We start from the raw sequence: 23,888 nt of genomic DNA, 5'->3' as shown, positions 1-23,888 counted from the left end.
GGGTCAGGCGTGGCCGGCGACGGTAGCGAGGCGTGACGGGTCAACGCCCATATGCGCCAGCAAGCGGTCGTACTTGCTCTCGAGATCGGTGTCGAACAGCAGTTCCTGCGGCGCGCGGCAGGTAAGCCAGCCATTGTTGGCGATCTCGTTTTCAAGCTGCCCCGCCGCCCAGCCGGAATAACCCAGGGTCATCAGGGCGCAGCGCGGGCCGCGGCCGCCGGATATGGCACGCAGAATATCCACCGTGCCTGTCAGGCAAATCTCTTCCGAAACCGGCATGGTGGAATCCGTCAGATAATCGTCGGAATGCAGGACAAAGCCGCGGCGCATCTCCACCGGCCCGCCATTGCGCACGATGAAATCGCGGGTGCAGTCAGGCAGCATGATGGCCTGATGTTCATCGAGAACGCCGAGCTGCACGAGAATGTCGGAGAACTCCATCTCCTGGGGGCGATTGATGATCAGCCCCATGGCACCCTTTTCCGAGTGCGCACAGACGTAGATAACCGAACGCGCGAAGCGGCTGTCGTCCATTCCCGGCATCGCCAGAAGGAATTGACCATTCAGAAATCCGGTCTCTTTGTTCGCCGTTCTGAAAATATCCATCGAATAAAGGTATCAAGGATTGCGCAAATGACAACGGTTTTGAACGAGGAATTGTAAAAGAGCCGCAATCCGGGCGCGTTCGCGCAGGATATAACGCGCGCCTCACATAGAAATGATGAGCAAATTCCGTGACATCCTTGATAAGGCCGAAAAGGCCTGCAATGGTCCGCGCATGAACACGACCATGCCCATTTTTCTCGCTGCAGCGTTGACTGTTGCGGCTTTTGCCTCGCCGTCACAGGCTGGAACCTCCGAGTGGACAAAGACACCCGGCGGCAGCGTCCGGCTGATAGTCGACAATCCCCAGAAGGGCGCGAGCGAGGTACATGGCGCGGTGCAGATCAATCTCGATCCGGGCTGGAAAACCTACTGGCGCGAGCCCGGCGATGCCGGTGTGCCGCCGGAACTCGCGCTCTCCCAGGAGGGCAACATCAAAAGCTATTCGCTCGGGTTCCCAGCGCCGCACCGGTTTGAAGACGGCACTTCGAAGTGGTCAGGATACAAGAAATCCGTGGCACTGCCGGTTATCCTGACACTCGCCGACCCCTCCAAACCAGCCCAGTTCAAGGGCCATGCGTTTCTCGGTATCTGCGAGGCGATCTGCATTCCCGTCACCGCCGAATTCGATATTTCCATCGACAACAGCCCGTCGGATGCGCTGACGAAAACGCTTGTCAGCGATGCATTTGCCGCCCTGCCCGACAAGGCATCGGCTTCGTTCGGCGTGAAAAGCGCCGTGCGCCGGGATGATCATGTCAAGGTTACCGTTCAGCTGCCGACGGATCAGCCGCAGACCGACCTCTTCGTTGCCGGCGAGGGCGGCGTGACGTTCGGCATGGCGAAACTGAAAAGCCGCGAGACGACAACCGCCGTGTTCTCGGTGCCGGTTCTCACCGGCAAGGACAAGAAGGCCGTGACGCTGAACTACACCCTGGTCCAGGGCGAGAAGGCGGTTTCAGGCAAGCTTGAGGCACAGGAATAGCACCGGTCTACCCTCGACTTTTGGTCATGCACGCCCTATCTGCATAGGGCTAATTTTGTTCATATGGAGCCAATTCATGACAATCAAGGTAGGCGAGCGTTTGCCGGACGCCACGTTCAAGACAAAATCCGATGACGGTGTCAGCGAAGTCAGCTCGGACACCCTGTTCAAGGGCAAGAAGGTGGTGCTTTTCGCTGTACCGGGTGCCTTCACCCCGACCTGCAGCATGAACCATCTGCCGGGTTATCTTGAAAACCGCGATGCCATTCTGGCCAAGGGCGTCGACACCATCGCCGTTGTCGCCGTTAACGATCCGCATGTGATGGGCGCCTGGGCCAAGGCCACCAATGGCGAAGGCAAGATTCAGTACCTGTCCGATGGCAATGCGACCTTCACCAAGGCTGTCGGCCTGGATATCGACCTTGCTGCCGGCACGATGGGCGTGCGCTCCAAGCGCTATTCCATGCTGGTTGAGGATGGCGTGGTCAAAGAACTCAACATCGAGGACTCGCCCGGTCAGGCTGTGACCTCAAGTGCAGCGACCCTGCTCGGCCAGCTGTAAACAGCGACAGAGCCAACCCATGCAAGGGGGGCCGGTCTGACCGGCCCTTTTGTTTGCTCAGGATTTGTTTTTGAACGGCGCCATGCCGGTTCGGGCAAGCTCGTCGGCACGCTCGTTCTCCGGGTGCCCGGCATGGCCCTTGACCCAGTGCCAGACAACCTTGTGGCGCTTGCGTGCCTCATCAAGCGCCTGCCAAAGCTCGGCATTCTTCACGGGCTTCTTGGCGGCGGTTTTCCAGCCGTTGCGCTTCCAGCCCTCGATCCAACCGGAAATGCCATCACGGACATAGACCGAATCCGTATAGAGATCGACCGAACAAGGCTCCTTCAGCGCATTGAGCGCGGCAATGGCCGCCATCAGCTCCATGCGGTTATTGGTGGTATCCGCTTCACCGCCGGAAAGCTCTTTCTCATTGCCGTTCCAGCGCAGAACCGCGCCCCAGCCGCCAGGGCCGGGATTGCCGGAACAGGCGCCATCGGTAAAAACCTGTATCGACTTCACGAGGCGGCACCCGCTGGCAGAAGGCCATATTCTTCGGCGGATTTGATCTGGCGATGGAAGCGCATGCGGCGGACATATTCCATCGGGTCCTTCTTGACGACGAAACTGCCCTCGGGAACGGTCAGCCAGTCATAGAGCCGGGTGAGCATGAAACGCAGCGCCGAGCCGCGCGCGAGGATGGGCAGGCCCTCCGCCTCCTCCGCCGACAGCGGGCGAACGGAATTATAACCGCGCAGCAATGCCGTGCCCTTGGTCAGATTGAAGGAATGGTCCTTTTCAAAGCACCAGGCATTCAGGCAGACCGCAACATCATAGGCGAGCAGATCCGTGCAGGCGAAATAGAAATCGATCAGGCCGGAAAGCTTGTCGCCGAGAAAGAAGACGTTGTCCGGGAAAAGATCGGCATGGATGACGCCGGCCGGCAGGTGTTGCGGCCAATGGGCTTCGAAGAAAGCCAGATCGGCTTCGGTCTCGCTGGCGAGGCCCGGCTCGACCCGGTCGGCATTGGCCTTTGAATTGTTCCACAATGGCCGCCAGCCGGCGACGGAGAGCGCGTTTTTGCGACGCATGGGGAAATCCGCCCCCGCCACGTGCATGCGCGCCAGCGCCTCTCCCAGCGCGTGGCAGTGCTGCACCGTGGGCCTGCGCATCCACATGCCTTCAAGGAAGGTCACGATGGCGGCCGGGCGGCCCGCGAGTTCGCCGATGCTGGAACCGTTCTTCTGCCCGACGGGCAAGGGACAGCTGATCCCCTTCCCCGCAAGGTGCTGCATCAGCCCCAGAAAGAACGGCAGATCATTGCTGTTTACCCGCTTTTCATAGAGCGTCAGGATGTAGGAGCCCTTGCTCGTATGCAGCAGATAGTTGGAATTCTCGACGCCTTCGGCGATGCCCTTGTAGGAGAGCAGGTTGCCGATGTCATAATCCCGAAGGAAGTGCGCGAGATCGATTTCGTTGATATCGGTATAGACAGCCATAATCAGTGACTTCCGTTGACGAATGCCATGTCGCCGCTGGTCAGTTCCACATCGCGCAGATCGCGCATGACATGGAAATTCTCGGTTTCGATGGTCGTCTCGGCAAGTTCAATCGACACGGAATAGCGCTCCGAAAAGGACTGGATGATTTCATCGACAATGATTTCAGGTGCGGACGCACCGGCGGAGAGGCCGACGGTCGCAATATCGCCGATCAGGTCCCAGTCGATATCCGCGGCCCGCTGCACCAGCAGCGATTGCGAAGCACCGGAGCGCTCTGCAACCTCGACCAGCCGCTTCGAATTGGACGAATTCGGCGCACCGACGACGAGGAACAGATCGCAACCGGGCGCTGCCGCCTTCACAGCGTCCTGACGGTTCGTCGTGGCATAGCAGATGGATTCGGCCGCCGGCGCAGTCAAATCCGGGAAACGGCTCTGCAAGGCGGCGATGATCCCGGCAGTGTCATCGACCGACAGCGTTGTTTGCGTGACGAAGCCGAGGTTCTTCGGGTCCGCCGGCTGATAGTTCTCAGCATCTTCGATGGTTTCGATCAATGTTACCGCGCCCTCCGGCAATTGCCCCATCGTTCCGATGACTTCAGGATGACCGGAATGGCCGACCAGAATGACGTGCCGCCCAAGCCGCTGATGGCGCATGGCCTGCTTGTGCACCTTGGAGACAAGCGGACAGGTGGCATCGAGATAAAACAGGTTCTTGTGTTCCGCGTCTTCCGGCACCGACTTCGGCACGCCGTGCGCAGAGAAAACCACGGGCTGGCTGCGATGTTCTGCCGGGATTTCGTCGAGTTCTTCGACGAAAACGGCACCGCGCGCCTGCAGGCCCTGCACCACATAGCGGTTGTGCACGATCTCGTGCCGGACATAGACCGGCGCACCGTATTTCTTCAGCGCCAGGACGACGATCTGGATGGCGCGATCCACCCCGGCGCAAAATCCGCGCGGTCCGCACAGGCGGATTGTCAGTGGTTTCTTGTCAGCCATGGTCATAGGTCTCGCGGAAGTCGGGGCGTTGGATGTGCCCATGGAATTGGGCGGCAATCAACGGGAAGTCAAGTCCGAAGGTTGAGTTTCTGCTTTGTCGCCCTGTCTGCGCCGCACCATGGAGATGATCACGATGGTCAGCAGCGTCGCCGCCAGACCATACCACGTGACCGCATATTGCAGATGGCTGTTGGGAAGATCGATGATGGTGACACCGCCGATGGGAAAGCCGCCGGGATTGGGCGTTTTGTCGGCATCGATGAAGAACGGCACCAGCTGTTCCGGATTGATGCTGGACTGCGCCGCCATAACAGGCAGGTCTTTCCAGAAATAGATGTTCTTGACGAGATCATTATCGGGAAGAATGGAGGACGGTTTTCCAGCCAACGGATTGCGCGCTAGCCCGGTGACGGTCACCGGTCCCGCCACTTCGCCCTGTTGGCGTGTCGACGCGTTCTTCTGGTCGTAGGGCACGAAGCCCCGGTTGACGAAAACCGCCCGGTCATCATCGAGTTGCAGCGGGGTATAGATGAAGTAACCGGAATAGCCCTCATAGGTGGCGAAGAAATGCCGCTCGCGGTCATTGAGCAGACGCCCGGTGACTGTCACGGGACGGTATTCGACATCATGGTCCTGCGCCCAGATCTTTTCGATCTCCACCAGTGGCTGCGGTGCGGAATGGGTGCGCGCGGCGATGGTTGCCAGCAGCGCTTCCTTCCATTGCAGGCGTTCCACCTGCCAGGTACCGAGCCCGATCAGAATGACAAAGAGGATAGCGCTGAGGCTCAGCGTGATCCATGGAAACCGGGTGGGCCTTACTGGCATTGCGATATCACTCATGGGCCGCGGGAATATCAAGGCGCCCTTCCGCAGCCTTGTGTTTGTATTGAAGGGCAATCAGGACACCTTTCATCCAGCGCAAAGCGGTCAGGCAAAGCACAAGCGCCAGCGGAATCCACAGGATGAAATGCACCCAAAGCGGCGGATCGAGCGTGACTTCCATCCACAGCGCCAGACCGACGACGATAAACCCGATCAGCAGCATCACCAGCACGGCCGGACCATCGCCCGAATCGATAAAGGAATAATCGAGCCCGCAGCTGGAGCATTGCCGGGCCGGTGTCAGAAAACCATCAAACAGCTTGCCCTGTCCGCAGCGGGGGCAACGTGCCTTGACGCCCGCAGTGAACGGGTCAACTGGCGGATAAAGGGCTCTGTCTTCACTCATGGGTTGGTCTCGATCGGTGTTCCATCCTGGACCAGCGCCCAGATTTCATCCATTGCGCGATTAGTGACGCCATTGCACCCCTCTGTCCAGTCGATAAGTTGAAGCACCCACCCCTCATCGGGATTGTGCCCAAACAGTAAGGGCGGCCATGTTTCCATGACCGCCCTCTTTATTTCTGTTTGCAGCGGCTTGCTTATTCGACGGCCAGCGTCGCGCCCCATGAGGCCCAGACGTAGATCGAGAAGAACAGGAACAGCCAGACCACGTCAACGAAGTGCCAGTACCAGGCGGCAGCCTCGAAGCCGAAATGCTTCTGCGGGGTGAAATCGCCGCGCATGGCGCGCAGCAGGCAGACCAGCAGGAAGATCGTTCCGATGATCACGTGGAAGCCATGGAAACCCGTGGCCATGAAGAACGTCGCGCCGTAGATCGAATCCTTGAACGCGAACGGTGCGTGCATGTACTCGTAGCCCTGCACGAACGAGAAGAGCATGCCGAGCAGGACAGTCAGCGTCAGGCCGGTGATCAGGCCCTTGCGGTCCTTGTGGATCAGCGCATGGTGCGCCCAGGTGACCGTCGTACCGGACAGCAGCAGGATGATGGTGTTGTACAGCGGCAGATGCAGCGGATCGAGAACTTCGATGCCCTTGGGAGGCCAGTGACCGCCGGTGAATGCCGCACGGGCAACCTGCTCAGCTTCGCCCGGGAACAGGCTGGCATCGAAGAAGGCCCAGAACCAGGCAACGAAGAACATCACTTCCGACGCGATGAACATGATCATGCCATAGCGCAGGTGCAGGGAAACGACGCGGGTGTGGTGCCCTTCCTTGCTCTCCCGGATGGTATCCGACCACCAGCCGAACATGGTGTAGAGAACGATGGCCAGGCCGATGAAGAACAACCATGGCTGTGCCAGGTTATGCCCAAAGAGCGGCAATTCCCCGCCGCTGTGATAGCGCATGTAAGCGATGCCGCCGATAGCCATGACAAAAGCACCGACAGAGCCTAGGAATGGCCATGGGCTTGGGTCGATAATGTGGTAGTCGTGGTTCTTTGTGTGCGCTTCGGCCATTTTAACCCCCGCAAGTTCTATTCATCTGTTTAGCCACTGACAAAATGTCAGCGCAAGTTCAAAGCTGTCCCGACGGCTTGTCTTTCTTCACGTCCGCACTGGCGGCAACCGGTGCCGGCATCGCGATCGGAAAGAATGTGTAGGACAGGGTAATCGTGTTGACGCCCTTCAGTTCTTCCGAATTGACGATATCCGGATCGACGAAGAAAACGACGGGCATCTGCATGTCTTCGCCCGGCTTCAGCACAGTGTCGGTGAAGCAGAAGCACTCGACCTTGTTGAAATAGGCACCGGCGGCCTGCGGCGTGACATTGAAGGCTGCACGGCCGGCAGACGGCTTGTCCAGCTTGTTGATCGCTTCATAGTGAATGAGCTTGGTCTCGCCAATGTTCATCGTCACTTCGCGCTGCACCGGCTTGAACTGCCACGCCAACCCATCAGATGTATTGGCGTCAAAGCGAACCGTGATCTTCTTGTCGAGGATCGTGTCGGACATCTGCTCGACCCGCTGGGTCGTGCCGCCATAACCGGTGACCTGACAGAACATGGCGTAGAGCGGCACGGCCGCAAAAGCCATGCCAACCATGCCGAAGAAGAAGGCAAGGCAGGAAATCGCGATCGTCCGGTCGGAAACCCGGCGCTTTGGCGCAGGGGTGCTATCCGCGGCTGGTGTCTGGTTATCTTCCACAGGAGCGCTCATCACATCTGCCGTTCGAGAATCCTGGCACCGAGCTTGGCCCATGTGCCGACATAAACGAGGATCACAAACGCGGCCAAGGCCAGGGCAAGCGCGATGGAGCGGCTGCGCTGCGCCCTTTTCTGTTTGGGTGTCAGTGTAACGCGATCATCACTCATGTCATGCACCTGCCAGGAAAAGTGCTTTGCGCACAAGGATTTCGCCGAGAAGTACGGCATAGAGACTGAAAAGATAGAAGATCGAGAAAGCGAACATCTTCTTCGCCGGCTTGATCATCGGCGCACCAACCGGCGCACGCCAGACGGTCCAGGCGTAAAAAAGGAACATTGCTCCGGCGCCGATGGAAAACACGCCATAGACAATGCCGGCAAAACCCATGACCCATGGCAGCACGGCAACCGGCGCCACCAGCAGCGTGTAGAGAAAAATCTGGAACTTCGTCGACGCTTCGCCCATGACATTGGGCATCATCGGGATTTTGGCTTTCTCGTAATCATCCGACATGAACAGCGACAGCGCCCAGAAATGCGGCGGCGTCCACAGGAAGATGATGAGGAAAAGCACGATGCTTTCGATGCCGACCGAATTGGTCACGGCAGCCCAGCCGATCATGGGCGGAAATGCACCCGCAGCTCCGCCGATGACGATGTTCTGCGGCGTCGAGCGCTTCAGCCACATCGTATAGACCACCGCATAGAAGAAGATGGTGAAGGCCAGCAGGAACGCGGAGAGAAGATTGACGAAAAGGCCGAGCGTGACCACCGAGAACGCGGACAGCAGCAGACCGAAGGTCAGTACCTCTTCGCGCGTGATCCGGCCGGCCGGAATGGGACGATTGGCGGTGCGCTTCATCACGGCATCGATATCGGAATCGTACCACATGTTCAGCGCGCCCGAGGCTCCGGCACCGACGGCGATGCAGAGAATGGCGATAACACCGAGAATGGGATTGATATGACCGGGCGCGGCCATCATGCCGACAATGGCGGTGAAGACAACCAGTGACATCACGCGCGGCTTGAGCAAGGCAATATAGTCCGACGCATTGGCTTCAGACAGGCCAATCGCGGTATCTACGGTTGCGTTTTTCTCAATCAGGGCCATTCGATCAGTCTTGTTGTTTCGGTCGTTTCAACTTGAAGATGCCCGGGCCGCTGGGGTTCAGCGGCCCGGTTGTATTGTTACTTGATGCGTGGAAGCTGTTCCCACTGATGGAACGGGGGCGGCGAAGACAGCTGCCATTCCAGTGTGGTCGCACCTGGACCCCAGGGGTTGGCGCCGGCTTCACGCTTCTTGGCAAAAGCCTCGAAGACACCAAAGAGGAAGATCAGCACGGCAACACCGGAGATATAGGAACCGATGGACGATACTTCATTCCAGCCGGCGAATGCATCGGGATAGTCGATGTAGCGGCGCGGCATGCCGGCAAGTCCGAGGAAATGCTGCGGGAAGAACACCAGGTTAACGCCGACGAACATCACCCAGAAGTGCGTGTGCGCAATGGTGTGATTGTACATGTAGCCGGTCATCTTCGGGAACCAGTAGTACCAGCCTGCGAAAATTCCGAACACAGCGCCCAGCGACAGCACGTAGTGGAAGTGCGCGATCACGTAGTAGGTGTCATGCATCGCACGGTCGAGACCGGCATTGGCCAGCTGCACACCTGTCACACCACCAACGGTGAACAGGAAGATGAAGCCGATTGCCCAGACCATCGGCGGCTTGAACTCGATGGAACCGCCCCACATGGTCGCGATCCATGAGAAGATCTTCACGCCCGTCGGCACGGCGATGACCATCGTCGCGAAGACGAAGTAACGCTGTGTGTCGAGCGAAAGGCCAACCGTATACATGTGGTGCGCCCAGACGATGAAGCCGACCACGCCGATGGCAACCATGGCATAGGCCATGCCGAGATAACCGAAGATCGGCTTGCGCGAGAATGTCGAGACGATGTGGCTGATGATGCCGAAGGCCGGCAGGATCATGATGTACACTTCGGGATGACCGAAGAACCAGAAGAGGTGCTGGAACAGCAGCGGATCACCGCCACCTTCCGGCGAGAAGAACGTCGTGCCGAAGTTGCGGTCGGTCAAAAGCATGGTGATGCCGCCTGCCAGAACCGGCAGAGCCAGCAGCAGCAGGAATGCGGTGATCAGCACGGACCAGGCAAACAGCGGCATCTTGTGCAGCGTCATGCCGGGGGCACGCATGTTGAAGATCGTGGTGATGAAGTTGATCGCACCCAGGATCGACGATGCACCGGCAATGTGCAGCGACAGGATGGCAAAATCCATCGCCGGGCCGGGTTGGCCGGTTGTCGAATACGGCGGATAGATGGTCCAGCCGCCGCCCGTGCCGTAGCCGCCGGCAGGACCCGGAACGAACATGGACAGGAGGAGCAGAAGCAGCGCGGGCGGAAGCAGCCAGAACGAGATGTTGTTCATGCGCGGGAAGGCCATGTCAGGCGCACCGATCATGATCGGAACCATCCAGTTGGCGAAACCGCCGATCAGCGCAGGCATGACCATGAAGAAGATCATGACCAGACCATGCGCCGTCGAGAACACATTGTACATCTGCTTGCCACCATCGATGGCGGCGTCACCCTGGAAGCCGTAGACCATCGATGCAAGACCGCTGAAAATCTGGATGCCGGGCTGCTGAAGCTCGGCACGCATGGCGATCGAAAGGCAACCGCCAATGATGCCGGCAACGATCGCGAAGATCAGATAGAGCGTGCCGATATCCTTGTGGTTGGTCGAATAAACCCAGCGCGTCCAGCCTGTCGGCTTATGGGCGCCATGGTCCTCGTGAGCTGCAGAACCTGCCATCAAAGTGCTCCCGTTCCTCAATAATTCGCGTCAACCAGCTCAGTTGCCGGCTACGTTTATGTTCTTGTCTGCGTCGATTTTAGCGGTGAGTGTCTTGTATGCGCCTGGAAGATCCTTCCCGGCAGCAGCAAACCACGCATCATACTGGCTTTGCGAAACCACATGGATCGCAATCGGCATGAACGCATGATCCTTGCCGCAAATCTGCGAGCACTGACCATAATACATGCCTTCCTTGTCTGCCTTGAACCATGTTTCATTGCTGCGGCCGGTGACGGCATCCATCTTGACGCCGAAGGCCGGCATCGAGAAGGAATGGATCACGTCGGCACCCGTCACCAGAAGACGAACGGTTGTGTTCACAGGAACAACCATTTCATTGTCTACGGCAAGCAGACGGGGATAGGCCTTGCGGTCTTCCTTGCCTGCGGCAGCGCGATCGGCATCCTTGAGCATGACGGAGTCGAAGGAGACTGGCGCATCACCCACCTGGTATTCATATCCCCAATACCACTGGTAACCCGTCGCCTTGATCGTCATCTTGGCTTCTTCGGGCGAATACTGCGCGGTCAGAAGCTGGAAGGACGGAATTGCCAGGAACAGAAGAATAACAACCGGACCAACGGTCCAGACCACTTCCACCGCCGTGTTGTGGCTCGTCTTGGACGGAACCGGATTGGCACTGGCGCGGTAGCGAATCATGACCCAGCCCAGAAGGACCATCACGAACAGTGTAATCGGGACGATGAACCACAATGTATAGTGCTCGAACCAGATGATCTGCTCCATAATGGCAGACCCTGCCGGCTGGAACGTCATCTGCCAAGGCTCAGGCTGTGCAGCATATGCAGTACCGGCACTTAACAGGCCCCCCAGGACACCCATCAGCGTGACAATGTTCTTCTTCACCTAGAAATCTCCCGAATGAAGCTTCAATTCCATACGTTAAGACCGGGCTTCAAAAGTGGCCCGGCGATATGCCGCGTTCAAATCACACATTAGCCTACATCGCAAGGAAGGCGAACGTGATGCCGTGCGGCATTTTTGCGCGCAGCGCGCCGCCTGTGGATTACAGCATCTTGTAAAGACGTATCTTTTTTCACTTTCCGGACGATTTTGACCAGCGACACGTGTAGGGCTCACAATCCGGCCATTTTTGCATTACACCAGAGATGACAGAGCCGCTGTATGCTGGGGAGTGTTTGAGCGGTATTCTTTTCATCCGGGCCGTGGCGGTTTAACGTCTGGATGATTCGTTTTGGAGCCTACATGTCCTCTTTCGCGCTACGTAGCATCGCCCTCGGTCTGCTTTCCCTGTCCATTGCCGGTTTTTCCGGCAGTGCTATGGCAGCGCAGCAGAGCGGCACGGTCAAATCCACACACGGCGCATGGTCGATCCTGTGCGACACGCCGGCAGGCGCGAAATCGGAGCAATGCGCCCTGATTCAGAATGTCGTCGCGGCGGATCGCCCGGAAATGGGTCTTTCGGTCGTGGTTCTCAAAACCGCCGACAACAAGGCCAAGATCCTGCGCGTGCTTGCACCGCTCGGCGTGCTCCTGCCCAACGGGCTCGGCCTGAACGTGGATGGCAAGGATATCGGCCGCGCCTATTTCGTCCGCTGCTTCGAAGACGGCTGCTATGCGGAAGTCATCCTGGAAGATCAGCTGGTCCAGACCTTCAAGACCGGCAAGGCGGCAACCTTCATCGTCTTCCAGACGCCGGAAGAAGGCATCGGTATTCCCGTCGAACTCAATGGATTTGGCGAAGGTTTCGACGCCCTCCCCTGATCGCTCCATAAGTTTTCTGTTGTAGCGGGCCGGGCGAGGCCCTACATCCGCTTCATAATCACCTGAACGGATGAATGATCATGAAAAGCCTCATCGACAGTTTTGACGCACCGCGCGAAAAAATCCTCGAAACCGTCAAGCAAAGCCTTGAGGGCGCCGATGACGGCGAGCTTTTCATCGAATACCGGGAATCGGAAGGTCTTGCCTTCGACAATGGCCGTCTGAAGAATGGCACATTCAATCAGGATCAGGGATTTGGCCTGCGCGCTGTTGCCGGTGAAGCTGTCGGCTATGCGCATGCGGGCGAGCTTTCGCTGGGCGCGCTCAAGCGTGCCGCCGATGCGGCCTCGGCCGTGCGCACCGGCTACGCTGGCGCCTACACCGCTGCCCCTCCCGGAACCAACCGCAGTCTTTACGGCGACGAGAACCCGATTGGCTCGCCCAGTTTCGAGGCCAAGGTCAAACTGCTGCAGGAAATCGACGCCTATCTACGCGCCAAGGATCCGAAGGTTCGGCAGGTCAGCGTATCATTGGCAGGATCGTGGCAGCAGGTCGAAATCCTGCGTGCTGACGGGCATTTCGTCCGCGACATCCGCCCCATGGTGCGCCTCAACGTTTCCGTTGTCGTCGGCGATGGCGACCGGCAGGAAAGCGGTTCCTATGGAGCGGGCGGGCGCAAGGGTTTTGGCGAGTTCATCACTGCCGAAAAATGGCAGCATGCGGCGGATGAAGCGCTGCGCCAGGCTCTGGTCAATCTCGAGGCCATTCCTGCCCCGGCGGGAACATTCGATATTGTCCTGTCCAACGGCTGGCCCGGCGTGATGCTGCACGAGGCGGTCGGCCACGGGCTCGAGGGCGACTTCAACCGCAAGAAGACATCGGCCTTTGCCGGGCTGCTCGGTCAGAAAGTGGCATCGAAGGGCGTTACCGTCGTCGATGACGGGACGATTTCCGAGCGTCGCGGCTCGCTGACCGTCGACGACGAAGGCATGCCGACCAACAAGACCGTTCTCATCGATGACGGTATTCTCGTCGGCTATATGCAGGACCGGCAGAACGCGCGCCTGATGGGCATGCAGCCCACCGGGAACGGACGGCGCGAATCCTATGCGCACGCGCCGATGCCGCGCATGACCAACACCTACATGCTCGACGGCGACAAGACGCCGGAAGAAATCATCGCCTCGGTCAAGAACGGCATCTATGCGGTTTCGTTCGGCGGCGGCCAGGTGGATATCACCTCCGGCAAGTTCGTGTTCGGCTGCACAGAGGCCTACATGATCGAGAACGGCAGGATCGGCGCGCCGGTCAAAGGTGCGATGCTGATTGGCAATGGCCCCGATGCCATGCAGCGCATTTCCATGATCGGCAACGATCTGCAGCTCGATACGGGCATGGGCAATTGCGGCAAGGGCGGCCAGTGGGTGCCGGTCGGCGTCGGCCAGCCACACCTGCGCATGGACCAGATGACCGTGGGTGGAACGGCGGTCTGACCGCCCTTCCCACCCCCTATTTCTTTGAGAGCAGCGCCACCGCTTCCACATGCGACGACCAGAGAAACTGGTCGATCGGCACGACGCGGTCGATCTTGTAGCCGCCTTTGACGAGGATGCTCAGATCGCGCCCGAGCGTCACCGGATTGCAGGACACCGCAGCCACTTTCGGCACATTCGATTTTGCAATCTCGATGGCCTGGGCTTCCGCACCGGCGCGTGGCGGGTCGAAGACCAGTCCGGTATAGGGCGCAAGCTCACGCGCCAGAAACGGCCGGCGGAACAGATCGCGGCGCTCAACGCTGACCGGCTTCAGGCCCTGAACATGACGCGCGCCACGATCCAGCGCATCAATCGCGACCTGTTCGCTTTCCACGGCATGAACGGCAGACTTTTCCGCCATCCGCAACGCGAACGTGCCGGAACCGCAGAACAGATCGAGGGTTTTCTTGGCCTTGGCGAGATGCCCTGTCACCAGCGCAGCCATGGCCTCCTCCGCCTCGACAGTTGCCTGCAGGAATCCGCCGGCCGGAAGATAGACCGGAACCTTGCCGAAATGCACCAGCGGCTTTTTCGGCTCGACGATGATTTCACCCTCGAAGCTCAACCGGGCAAAACCCTTTTTCAGAACAAGGTTCGTCAGGGCATGCCGCTTGGCAGCATCAGGCGCGCCGCATCCCGATGCGGTGATATCGAGCCCGGAAGCAGTGGCGGTGACAGTCAGCTTGAACGGCTTCATGCCACCGCCCAGCACCGCAACCACTTCGCGCAGATCATCCAGCCGCGAAACGATTTCCGGAACCGTGACAGCACATTCGGTGATGTCGATGAGTTCGTGGCTCTGGTGTCTGTTGAACCCGAGCACGGCGCCATGGTCGCTGGTGCGGACGGCAAAGACTGCCCTGCGGCGGGTCTGCGGCGCGCAGGGCACGAGCGGATCGAGCTTGAACTGCAGTCCGCGCCCGCCGAGCGCGTCCTGCACGAGCGAACGCTTCCAGTCCTGATAGGCGCTGTCCTGCCAATGCTGGAGCGCGCAACCGCCGCACTCCTCAAAATGGCGGCAGGCGGGATCGATCCGCTCTGCCGATGCCTCAAGCAGGGCCATCATCGTTGCACGGCCGTTTTCCAGCGCGACATTGGCGACCTCGCCGGGCAGCGAGAACGGCACATAGACACTGCCTGCCGTCGTTGCGGCAATGCCGTCGCCACCGGCGCCCATCCGCTCAATTGTTACGCGCGTGCTCATCAGCTCTTCAATCTTTTCTCTTCAAACCGGCCAGAAGATATTCGCGATTGCCATCGCCGCCCTCTATGGGCGAAGGGCACAGCCCCAGGGCTTTCCAGCCCGGCAATCCATCCAGCCAGTTCCTTAGAGCATTTGCAACGCGTTCGCCATCCATTGGATCGCGCAAAATGCCACCCTTGCCGATCGCCTCGCGGCCGGCCTCGAACTGCGGCTTGACCAGGAGGACGCAGTGACTGCCGGGTTCGGCCAATTCCAATGCGGGCGGCAGGGCGAGTTTCAGCGAGATGAAGCTGACATCCGACACCACCAGCCCGATACTTTGCCCACCCAGATGATCGCGGGACAGCACCCGTGCATTCAGGCCTTCGAGATTGGTGACGCGCGGATCGGTGCGCAGGCTGTCATGCAGCTGGTCGTGGCCGACATCGACGGCAACGACGTGCGTTGCGCCGCGCTCGAGCAGGACCTGGGTGAAACCGCCGGTGGATGCGCCGATATCCAGCGCACTGAGGCCATGCACATCGATGGAAAACCAGTCAAGACCGGCAATCAGTTTCAATGCGGCGCGCGAGACGTAACCGCTTGCCGGGTCGTCAACCCCGATGACAGCCGTACCGGAAAACGTTGCTCCGGGCTTGGTGACCACCGCATTGTCGACGGTGACCGTGCCGCGCACAATGGCGTCTCTTGCCCGCGAACGGCTGGCAAACAGGCCCTTTTCGACAAGCAGTTGATCCAGCCGCATTGCCGCCTATGCCCTGGCCGGTGCTGCCAGGTAGTCGCGGCCGAACGCCCCGAAGACGGTCTGGACGATGCCGGCCCGGTCGAGCCCCGAACGCGCATACATGGCTTCCGGCTTGGCGTGATCGAGATAGAGGTCCGGCAAGGTCAGAGTGCGGACCCGCAAGCCATGGTCAAGCAGACCATCGCGGCTGAGGAAGTGCAGGACGTGCGAGGCGAAGCCGCCGATGGCCCCCTCTTCCACCGTCACAAGCACCTGATGCTCGCGCGCCAGACGGCGGATCATGTCTTCATCCAGCGGCTTGGCGAAGCGGGCGTCCGCGACCGTGGTGGAAAGCCCCGCCGCATCCAGCTCATCGGCAGCCGCCAGGCATTCCTGCAGGCGCGTGCCGAAGGAGAGCAATGCGACCTTGCTGCCTTCGCGGACGATGCGGCCCCTGCCGATCTGCAGGATCTGTCCGCGTTCGGGCAGATCGATGCCGATGCCGTCGCCGCGCGGATAACGGAACGAAATCGGACCCTCGTCATATTCTGCCGCTGTGCGCACCATGTGGCGCAGTTCCGCCTCGTCGGAGGCTGCCATCACCACGAAACCCGGCAGGGCCGCAAGAAAACCCGTATCGAACGAGCCCGCATGGGTCGCGCCGTCGGCGCCGACCAGACCCGCGCGGTCAATCGGGAAACGCACGGGGAGATTCTGCAGGGAAACGTCATGCACGACCTGGTCGTAGCCGCGCTGCAGGAAGGTGGAATAGATCGCGGCAAACGGCTTGAAACCTTCCGTCGCGAGGCCCGCGGCAAAGGTGACGGCGTGCTGCTCGGCAATGCCGACGTCGAACACCCGGTCCGGAAAGACTTCGCCGAAGAGATCGAGCCCGGTGCCACCCGGCATGGCGGCGGTGACGGCGACGATCTTGTCGTCGTGGCGGGCTTCCTCGATCAGGCTCGTGGCAAAAATCTTGGTATAGCTCGGCGCGTTCGCAGGCGGTTTGGCCTGTGCGCCAGTGATGACATCGAATTTGTTGACGCCATGATACTTGTCGGCGGCGGCTTCCGCCGGGGCATAGCCCTTGCCCTTCTGGGTGACCACATGAACCAGCACGGGGCCATCCATCGTATCGCGGACATTTTTCAGAACCGGCAGGAGGTGATCGAGATTGTGCCCGTCAATCGGGCCGACATAGTAGAAGCCGAGCTCCTCGAACATCGTGCCGCCGGTCCAGAAACCGCGCACATATTCTTCCGAGAGCCGGGCTTTTTCCTGCAGGAATTTCGGCAGTTTCTTCGCCAGCTGCTTGGCGGTCTCGCGAATGGAGCGGTAGGTCCGGCCGGATACCAGCCGCGCGAGATAGGCACTCATGGCGCCCGTCGGCGGCGCAATCGACATGTCATTGTCGTTGAGGATCACGATCAGCCGCGCATCGAGCGCGCCGGCATTGTTCATCGCCTCATAGGCCATGCCCGCCGACATGGCGCCATCGCCGATGACCGAGATCACATTGCGCTTGATGCCGGAGAGATCGCTGGCAACCGCCATGCCGAGGCCGGCGGAAATGGACGTCGAGGAATGGGCGGCGCCAAAAGGGTCATATTGGCTTTCGCTGCGCTTGGTGAAGCCGGAAAGCCCGCCCTCCTGCCGCAGCGTGCGGATACGATCGCGGCGGCCTGTCAGTATCTTGTGCGGATAGGCCTGATGGCCGACATCCCAGATGATCCGGTCATGCGGCGTATCGAAAACGTGATGCAGCGCAACCGTGAGTTCGACAACGCCAAGACCGGCTCCCAGATGACCGCCCGTGGTCGAAACGGCATCCACCAGCTCCGCCCGCAGCTCCTGTGCCAGTTGCGGCAGGTCGGTCTCCGGCAAGGCGCGCAAATCCGCGGGGATCATGACGCGGTCGAGCAGCGGTGTTTCCAGTTTTTTCGCCAAAGCACAGGTTCCAGTTCCAAGGTCAATTCTTGCCAGAAGGCTGGCGCTTCCTAGATGAATTCCGCCGAAGCAGCAAGAAGGCCAGCCTTCCCGCTGCGCATGTCAATTTTCAGGCAGAGGGATGAATTCTTCCTCGTCGCCCGGCACGATATCGAAACGGCCCGAGCGCCATTCCTCTTTCGCCTGTTCGATCCGCTCTTTCGATGACGAGACAAAATTCCACCAGACATAGCGCTTGGATGGCATGGTCGCGCCGCCAAACAGCATGAAATGCGCACCCTGCGGTGCCGATACGACAATTTCGTCTCCGGCGCGGAAGGCCAGCAGGCGGTCGGCAGGAAAACTCTCGCCCGAAATCTCCACCGACCCATCCAGCGTATAGATTGCCCGCTCTTCCGCCGCATCTGCCGGTATCTGGATATGCCCGCCCGGTTGCAGGCGGATATCGACGTAGAGTGTCTCGGCATGCTGCTTTACCCGCGATCCCGCGCCATGGAATGTTCCCATGACAACGCGGGCTTCCGTGCCGGCCTCGCGCAGCACCGGCAGTTCGCCCGCCGCCGTATTGGCAAAGGTGGGGTCGATTTCCTCGAGATGGTCGGGCAGCGCCAGCCATGTCTGCAGGCCTGATATGGGCAGCGGCTGGGTGCGCAGCTCTTCCGGCGAGCGTTCGGAATGGACAATGCCGCGGCCGGCGGTCATCAGATTGACGTCGCCCGGCCGGATGACCATTTCGGTGCCAAGACTGTCGCGATGACGGATATTGCCGTCAAAGAGATAGGTTACCGTGGACAGGCCGATATGCGGGTGCGGCCGGACATCGAGCGCATCGGTGGGACGCAGGATGGCCGGTCCCATGCGGTCAAAGAAAATGAACGGGCCGACAAGCCGCCGCTTGGCGGTGGGCAGCGCGCGGCGAACCTGCAGGCCGCCGACATCGCTCGTGCGCGGGATGATCAGCGTTTCAATCGAATCAACGGCCGTGGCGTCGCCGGGTTGCGGATCATTGCCGGGAAAAAAGCTCATCAACGCTGCTCCAACTCTTCGGAGCCGCATCATAGCGTCTCGCAGCCCGGCTGAACAGCCGCGGTCTATTCCGGGTCGAGCGGCTCGGTGCCGGCGGGCTGGCCGTCGCGGCCCAGCCGGATTTTTTCGACCTTGTCCTCCGCGGCGCGCAGCAGCGTATCGCAATGTTTTTTCAGGGCTTCGCCGCGTTCATAGATGCGGATCGACTGCTCAAGCGGCACATCGCCGCGCTCGAGATCATCGACAATCTTTTCCAGTTGATCGAGCGCCTGCTCGAAGCTCATGGCGGCGATATCGGCATTGGGTTGTACATCGGCCATGGTTTCAACCTTTCATCAAACGTTTGATATGTGCGCTGGCAGACAGCGACATGCCCTTGAGGTCGTAGCCGCCTTCCAGCAGGCTGACAAGCCGGTTCGACGCGTACTTCCCAGCTCTTTCCAGCAAAACGCCGGTGGCCCAGTCGAAATCATCCTCATCCAGATTGATCTCGGCCAGGGGATCGCGATGATGCGCATCGAAACCGGCCGAAATGATGATCAGGTCCGGCTGGAAGCTGTCGAGCGACGGCAGGATACGCGTCTTGAACGCCTCGCGGAAATCCTCGCTCCCGGTCTGGGGGGCGAGCGGCGCATTGACGATATTGCCTGCGCCCGTTTCATCCCGGGCGCCGGTGCCGGGATAGAGCGGCATCTGATGGGTCGAGCAGTAAAGCACGGACGGATCGTCCCAGAAAATGTCCTGCGTGCCATTGCCGTGGTGCACATCCCAGTCGACGATGGCGATCCGCTCCGCCCCATGCGTCTTCTGGGCGTGGCGGGCGGCGATGGCCGCATTGTTGAACAGGCAAAAGCCCATGGCCCGATTGCGCTCCGCATGGTGCCCCGGCGGGCGCGATGCGACAAAGACATTGTCCGCCTGGCCGGTAAAGACATCATCGACCGCCGCATTGGCCGCGCCGATGGCAGCAAGCGCCGCCTCCCAGCTCTTCGGGCTGACGGAGGTATCGGCATCGACCCGGGTGATTCCCGCGTCCGGAATGGCCTCACGGACCCGGTCGAGATAATGATCCGGATGGGCATAGAGAATGGTTGCCGCGTCGCCCGGCGGCGCCAGCGCCCGGTCCAGGGCATCGAACGCACTGTCCTCCAGCACCTTGTTCAGCGCCCGCAGCCGGTCCGGCCGCTCGGGATGGCCGACGGGCGTCAAATGCTCGAGATAGATCGGGTGCGTATAAAGACGGGTGACCATATCGGCTTTCTGCAACTGTGAATGGACATCGGCACAAGGCTTGGGTTGCGCCGGGAGAATGTGCACAGACATCGCGCTTCGCACAAGAGCCAAAGCAGCGGACTTGGCATGGTGTCCCGGAACTTCGGGCGGGATCAATGCCGCCACCGCGCCTGAAATTTTGCATATTTCAGCGAAAACCTCGACCAATGTCTAATTGACGGCCTCCCGCCCGATGTAGGAATATTATCCCTTTAAAGGATAGTATTCATGAATTTACAGAATGAACATTCTTCCAGACACCTCCGGCTCCGCTGGCATCTTTCCGCCAACGCGCTCCAGCTCAAGGCGCTGAAACTCGCACCGCCCAACAGCCTGCGCAGCGATCAGTACCGCCAGCTCGACTATCAGCGCGCCTTGCTGGAGGCCGAACTGAGGCTGCAGGAGGAAATCGATCTCCTGCGGAAATACGATCCCGACCAGCCGCGCGAGCCAGCCGGAGTACCGGAGGGTGGACAGTGGACCGATGCGGCGGGTGCAAGTGCCGTATTGGGAGCAGCCGCGGCAGGTACCCATGCGCAGGGCTCTCAACCCGCTATGCCAGCGCTTCGCAATCCCGCCAATACGCCAAAGCTGTCATCCGGAAATGTTCGTGGCATTGCCACTCTGTCAGCAATCGTGCCGCGCATGCGGTGGAACGACGACATTGGCAGTCAAGTCGAAGAATATAACGAACTCACCGCAGAAGTTGGGGACGATGCTCGCCTCGTTCCTATTATCGCGTCCCGTGCGCAAGCCTATACCAAGGGCAAAGACGACGCGAAAGTCTGGGCCGCCGTCGCGGCCCTCTCGCGGGAAGAGGCGGCAAAATATTGCCCTAACTTCCTGAGAGTTCAGACCATGCTGAATGAGGCGGCGAGAGAAGCCGGACCGGTTTCCAATTTTGGCTCGACGACGCTTCGGGGTACAGCGATTCATTCCCTGCTCAAGCAGAAAGTCGAGAACATCGGAAGTCCCGACCTGCGCGCTGAAATATCCGCTCTTAAATCGCTCAGCGGATCACTGGCAGATCGCATTTATCCATCGCACAACGACCCATCCAGGTGGGCAAAATATGCGGGCAAGGGGACAATTCGCGTCGATGTCTATGACAGGGCCTCGGAAAAACTTGTCTGTGTCTATGACGCAAAAACCGGGAAAAGAGATATCACGGTTCCGCGGTTGGGTGAAATCGGCAGAACAGTCGCCAGGTATTTTGGCGAAGGCACACAATTCTTTGTCATGGGGATGAAACCGTTCGAATGACCACGATCACGCAAACCAAACAAGCCGTCCAGCCTCTGCTCGCTCGCCATTCTGATCTGGCGCTGGTGGGGCGATACCTCATCCTGACGCCTGTGCGGCATTTTGTTCGCGGTGTCTTCATCGATCGCAGCATCAATCAACACGCATTTGTGCCGACGCTGAGTGTCTGTCTTACATTTGATGGCGACACCGAACAGGGCATCGGCTGGGGTGACCGATTCATCTACCGTTCCTTTGAGGACGCCGATCCTGACCTCGTCGATAAACGGAAAAACGACCCGCGCTTCGGCGTCTGGGACATACGCTATCCCGAGAATATTGAACTGATGCTGCGGTTCACCGAGGCGGCGTTGCAATCGTTACGCGCGATGGTCACGTTCGAGCAAATGATGGAGTTTGCCCGCCGCTACGAGAACAATCTGACGCCGTTTGAATTCATGTATTATCCGCGGCTGCTAATGGCCGCAGCCACCGGCGATTTCGAGACGGCAAGATACATTATCGGCAAAAGGGAGGGACTAAGGCAAAGCTTTGAGGTCCATTATCCAGCATTCTGTCCGGCCCTGCTTTCCGAAGACCGGGCGGCACTGGCCAAATGTCTGCATGACCTGGAAGCAAAAACAATCAAGAATCTCAAGTTGACAAAGTTCTGGGAGCCTACGCCCTTCCCGCTGGAACTGGAGGTGTCCAGATGACAACAGGCGCTGAAATTCGCAAGATGGTAAAACCATTGCTCGAACGCCACGATGATCTGGCAATGATCGGGCGTTTCGTGGTCGTCAAACCCATTCACCACCTTCGACGCGGAATTTATCTGGATTATTGCCGAACACCTTGGATGTTTGATCCGATAACCGTCGTGGATCTCCTCATTCCGCCAAGTGACGTCATCACGCTGGGGTTTGGCGATTTCCTTTCTGATCCCAAAACCGGATACTGGGACGCAACGAATCCGGACTCCGTTCAGCGGCTTTTCGATCTGCTCGAAGGAAAGATTCTACCAAAGCTTCGTTCCACAACGACATTTGAACATTATCGAGCACTGGCAGCACAGTACGAGGCTTCCGGTGACTATTATGACTGGGATCGCTTCTTTGAAATGCTGGGTGCGACGGCGACAGGCAATCTGGACCTTGCTCAATCCATCGTCGAACCATTGCCGGGCATGCAACACTATCTCGCGCAATTGGCACCGTCCTTCTGCCCCGCCCTGCTGGCGCGAGACCGTGTCGAAATCGCCAGGATTCTGCACGAATGGGAGGCGCTGGCTGTCCAAAAATGCAAACTGGAGAAATTCTGGGAGCCAACGTCCTTCCCGCTGGAATTGATCGAGGCTCCGCCGGTCAGGCCGCCGCCAGGGCCTGGGTAAGATCGGCGATCAGATCGTCGGGGTGTTCGATGCCGATCGACAGCCGGATGGTCGAATCGAGCACGCCGATCCGCTGGCGCACATCCACGGGCACGCCGGAATGGGTCATGGTGGCGGGGTGGCTGGCGAGGGATTCGGTGCCGCCGAGGCTGACCGCCAGCTTGAGGATCTGCAGCGCATTCAGGAATTTGAAGGCTGCGGGCTGGCCGCCGCGAATATCGAACGAGAAGGTGGAACCGGCACCGGTGCACTGCGCGGCAAAGGTGCGGCCGAGCGGTGAGTTCGCATCGTGATAGGGCAGATAGTGGATTTTTTCCACTTTCGGATGATCGCGCAGGAAATCCGCGACGGCGCGCGCATTGTTATCGGCCTTTTCCATGCGGATGCTCAGGGTTTCCAGCGAGCGGCCGAGCATCCAACAGGAATGCGGGTCGAGCTGCGTGCCGATGGCACCGCGCAGCGCTTTGACCTGTTTCATCACGGCTTTCGAGCCGAGCGCCGCACCGGCGATCAGATCGGAATGGCCGCCGACATATTTGGTCAGCGAATACAGGGAGATGTCGGCGCCGTGCTCGATCGGGCGTTGGAACACCGGTCCGAGCAGCGTGTTGTCGCAGGCGATCACCGGCGTGTGCCCCTGCTTTTTGCCGATGGCGTCGGCAATGCGGCGGATCATCGCCACATCGACCAGGCTGTTGGTCGGGTTGGCCGGCGTTTCGATGAGGATGATGGAGACGCGGCCCCTGCTCATCGCCTCATCGGCCGCCGCCTGCACCGAGGCTTCGTTGACGCCATCGGCAAAGCCGACGGCAGCCACACCCATATTGAGAAATGTCCTCGCCAGCAGGGTTTCCGTGCCGCCATAGAGCGGCTGCGAATGCAGCACCGCGTCGCCCGGGCGCACGAAGGCCAGCAGGGTCGTCGCAATGGCCGACATGCCGGAGGAGAACAGCGCGCAGCTTTCCGTGCGCTCATAGACAGCCAAGCGGTCCTCGACGATTTCGCTGTTGGGGTGGTTGAAACGCGAATAGACGAGGCCGGCACCGACGCCGGCCGGCGGCTCCTTGCGGCCGGAGACGAAATCAAAGAAATCGCGGCCTTCCTCGGCGGATTTGAACACGAAGGTCGAGGTCAGGAACACCGGCGGCTTCACCGCGCCTTCCGACAGTTCCGGATCGTAGCCATAGTTCAGCATCAATGTTTCAGGATGCAATTTGTGGTTGCCGATATGGGTCTTGGACGGATGGGGAGCGGCCATGCGAATCTCCTCGCGTGAGGGGTGGGGTGCTATCAAGCA

The 23,888-nt window shown here is 59.7% G+C and carries 26 protein-coding genes; 7 read left to right on the top strand and 19 right to left on the bottom strand.

All coding sequences use genetic code 11. The features are described 5' to 3' along the window. Positions 1-3 precede the first annotated feature (3 nt). Complete coding sequence (locus tag ACZ5FP_RS07850) at positions 4-606, bottom strand: YqgE/AlgH family protein (RefSeq protein ID WP_223611527.1); 603 nt, start codon at positions 604-606, stop codon at positions 4-6. A 112-nt stretch (positions 607-718) separates the two neighbouring features. On the opposite strand from ACZ5FP_RS07850, the gene ACZ5FP_RS07845 reads away from it, so the two are divergent. Beyond that, entirely contained in the window at positions 719-1,588 is an 870-nt protein-coding gene (locus ACZ5FP_RS07845; RefSeq protein WP_464662930.1) for a protein-disulfide reductase DsbD domain-containing protein, read from the top strand. Between the two features lie 76 nt (positions 1,589-1,664). Further along, on the top strand, positions 1,665-2,150 hold the full coding sequence (locus tag ACZ5FP_RS07840; protein ID WP_223611529.1) for a peroxiredoxin: 486 nt from the start codon (positions 1,665-1,667) through the stop codon (positions 2,148-2,150). Between the two features lie 57 nt (positions 2,151-2,207). On the opposite strand, the gene rnhA is transcribed toward ACZ5FP_RS07840, so the two are convergent. From rnhA to coxB, 11 genes are all read right to left on the bottom strand, one after another. Then, the gene (gene rnhA / locus ACZ5FP_RS07835; protein ID WP_105737018.1) at positions 2,208-2,651 is read right to left on the bottom strand and encodes a ribonuclease HI; all 444 of its coding nucleotides are present in this window, start codon (positions 2,649-2,651) and stop codon (positions 2,208-2,210) included. Continuing rightward, a complete protein-coding gene (locus tag ACZ5FP_RS07830; RefSeq protein WP_464662929.1) occupies positions 2,648-3,628 on the bottom strand; it encodes a homoserine kinase in 981 nt (326 codons plus the stop codon). Before ACZ5FP_RS07830 ends, rnhA begins: the two co-directional genes overlap by 4 nt. Positions 3,629-3,630: 2 nt before the next feature. Beyond that, positions 3,631-4,638: a 4-hydroxy-3-methylbut-2-enyl diphosphate reductase gene (gene ispH / locus ACZ5FP_RS07825; RefSeq protein WP_346306381.1), complete on the bottom strand. Its 1,008-nt coding sequence runs from the start codon at positions 4,636-4,638 to the stop codon at positions 3,631-3,633. Positions 4,639-4,689: 51 nt separating this feature from the next. Continuing rightward, a complete protein-coding gene (locus tag ACZ5FP_RS07820; protein WP_464662928.1) occupies positions 4,690-5,457 on the bottom strand; it encodes an SURF1 family protein in 768 nt (255 codons plus the stop codon). A 7-nt stretch (positions 5,458-5,464) separates the two neighbouring features. After that, positions 5,465-5,860, bottom strand: a complete 396-nt coding sequence (locus ACZ5FP_RS07815) for a DUF983 domain-containing protein (RefSeq protein WP_223611534.1) — start codon at positions 5,858-5,860, stop codon at positions 5,465-5,467. A gap of 193 nt (positions 5,861-6,053) precedes the next feature. Beyond that, entirely contained in the window at positions 6,054-6,932 is an 879-nt protein-coding gene (locus ACZ5FP_RS07810; RefSeq protein WP_223611535.1) for a cytochrome c oxidase subunit 3, read from the bottom strand. A 58-nt stretch (positions 6,933-6,990) separates the two neighbouring features. Continuing rightward, the gene (locus ACZ5FP_RS07805; protein WP_403170395.1) at positions 6,991-7,632 is read right to left on the bottom strand and encodes a cytochrome c oxidase assembly protein; all 642 of its coding nucleotides are present in this window, start codon (positions 7,630-7,632) and stop codon (positions 6,991-6,993) included. Next, on the bottom strand, positions 7,632-7,787 hold the full coding sequence (locus ACZ5FP_RS07800; RefSeq protein WP_165401776.1) for a hypothetical protein: 156 nt from the start codon (positions 7,785-7,787) through the stop codon (positions 7,632-7,634). The genes ACZ5FP_RS07805 and ACZ5FP_RS07800 overlap by 1 nt, the downstream gene beginning before the upstream one ends. Before the next feature lies 1 nt (position 7,788). Next, complete coding sequence (gene cyoE / locus ACZ5FP_RS07795) at positions 7,789-8,733, bottom strand: heme o synthase (protein WP_223611537.1); 945 nt, start codon at positions 8,731-8,733, stop codon at positions 7,789-7,791. Between the two features lie 77 nt (positions 8,734-8,810). Continuing rightward, a complete protein-coding gene (gene ctaD / locus ACZ5FP_RS07790; RefSeq protein WP_346306384.1) occupies positions 8,811-10,463 on the bottom strand; it encodes a cytochrome c oxidase subunit I in 1,653 nt (550 codons plus the stop codon). A gap of 39 nt (positions 10,464-10,502) precedes the next feature. Further along, positions 10,503-11,348, bottom strand: a complete 846-nt coding sequence (gene coxB / locus ACZ5FP_RS07785) for a cytochrome c oxidase subunit II (protein WP_105737343.1) — start codon at positions 11,346-11,348, stop codon at positions 10,503-10,505. Positions 11,349-11,711: 363 nt separating this feature from the next. Here coxB and ACZ5FP_RS07780 point away from each other — a divergent pair, with 363 nt between their 5' ends. Continuing rightward, positions 11,712-12,251, top strand: coding sequence for an invasion associated locus B family protein (locus ACZ5FP_RS07780; RefSeq protein ID WP_464662927.1), 540 nt, complete (start codon positions 11,712-11,714; stop codon positions 12,249-12,251). An 80-nt stretch (positions 12,252-12,331) separates the two neighbouring features. After that, positions 12,332-13,744: a metalloprotease TldD gene (gene tldD / locus ACZ5FP_RS07775; protein WP_403170390.1), complete on the top strand. Its 1,413-nt coding sequence runs from the start codon at positions 12,332-12,334 to the stop codon at positions 13,742-13,744. 16 nt (positions 13,745-13,760) lie between these two features. Here the strand turns inward: tldD and ACZ5FP_RS07770 are convergent, their stop codons facing one another. From ACZ5FP_RS07770 to ACZ5FP_RS07745, 6 genes are all read right to left on the bottom strand, one after another. After that, a complete protein-coding gene (locus tag ACZ5FP_RS07770; protein WP_464662926.1) occupies positions 13,761-14,990 on the bottom strand; it encodes a class I SAM-dependent RNA methyltransferase in 1,230 nt (409 codons plus the stop codon). A 7-nt stretch (positions 14,991-14,997) separates the two neighbouring features. Next, a complete protein-coding gene (locus ACZ5FP_RS07765) occupies positions 14,998-15,735 on the bottom strand; it encodes a TlyA family RNA methyltransferase (RefSeq protein ID WP_464662925.1) in 738 nt (245 codons plus the stop codon). A 6-nt stretch (positions 15,736-15,741) separates the two neighbouring features. Continuing rightward, positions 15,742-17,622, bottom strand: coding sequence for a 1-deoxy-D-xylulose-5-phosphate synthase (dxs, locus tag ACZ5FP_RS07760; protein WP_464663212.1), 1,881 nt, complete (start codon positions 17,620-17,622; stop codon positions 15,742-15,744). 141 nt (positions 17,623-17,763) lie between these two features. Next, the gene (locus tag ACZ5FP_RS07755; RefSeq protein ID WP_464662924.1) at positions 17,764-18,687 is read right to left on the bottom strand and encodes a pirin family protein; all 924 of its coding nucleotides are present in this window, start codon (positions 18,685-18,687) and stop codon (positions 17,764-17,766) included. A gap of 65 nt (positions 18,688-18,752) precedes the next feature. Further along, positions 18,753-19,007, bottom strand: a complete 255-nt coding sequence (locus tag ACZ5FP_RS07750) for an exodeoxyribonuclease VII small subunit (RefSeq protein WP_105736989.1) — start codon at positions 19,005-19,007, stop codon at positions 18,753-18,755. Positions 19,008-19,011: 4 nt separating this feature from the next. Continuing rightward, the gene (locus ACZ5FP_RS07745) at positions 19,012-19,938 is read right to left on the bottom strand and encodes a histone deacetylase family protein (protein WP_464662923.1); all 927 of its coding nucleotides are present in this window, start codon (positions 19,936-19,938) and stop codon (positions 19,012-19,014) included. 249 nt (positions 19,939-20,187) lie between these two features. Between ACZ5FP_RS07745 and ACZ5FP_RS07740 the strand changes: the two genes are divergently transcribed. The 3 genes from ACZ5FP_RS07740 to ACZ5FP_RS07730 are packed head-to-tail and all read left to right on the top strand — an operon-like array spanning position 20,188 to position 22,591. Next, positions 20,188-21,222, top strand: coding sequence for a hypothetical protein (locus ACZ5FP_RS07740; RefSeq protein ID WP_464662922.1), 1,035 nt, complete (start codon positions 20,188-20,190; stop codon positions 21,220-21,222). After that, positions 21,219-21,917, top strand: a complete 699-nt coding sequence (locus ACZ5FP_RS07735; RefSeq protein WP_464662921.1) for a hypothetical protein — start codon at positions 21,219-21,221, stop codon at positions 21,915-21,917. Before ACZ5FP_RS07740 ends, ACZ5FP_RS07735 begins: the two co-directional genes overlap by 4 nt. Then, positions 21,914-22,591 carry a hypothetical protein gene (locus tag ACZ5FP_RS07730; protein ID WP_464662920.1) on the top strand — a complete coding sequence of 226 codons (678 nt, stop codon included), beginning with the start codon at positions 21,914-21,916 and terminating at the stop codon, positions 22,589-22,591. The genes ACZ5FP_RS07735 and ACZ5FP_RS07730 overlap by 4 nt, the downstream gene beginning before the upstream one ends. On the opposite strand, the gene ACZ5FP_RS07725 is transcribed toward ACZ5FP_RS07730, so the two are convergent. Then, positions 22,566-23,849, bottom strand: a complete 1,284-nt coding sequence (locus ACZ5FP_RS07725; protein ID WP_464662919.1) for a cystathionine gamma-synthase family protein — start codon at positions 23,847-23,849, stop codon at positions 22,566-22,568. The genes ACZ5FP_RS07730 and ACZ5FP_RS07725 overlap by 26 nt on opposite strands. Positions 23,850-23,888 lie beyond the last annotated feature (39 nt).

The sequence above is a fragment of the Phyllobacterium sp. T2-21 genome (assembly GCF_055378485.1).
Note: the sequence above shows the minus strand (reverse complement) of the source record. Positions and strands in the feature narration are given on the sequence as shown.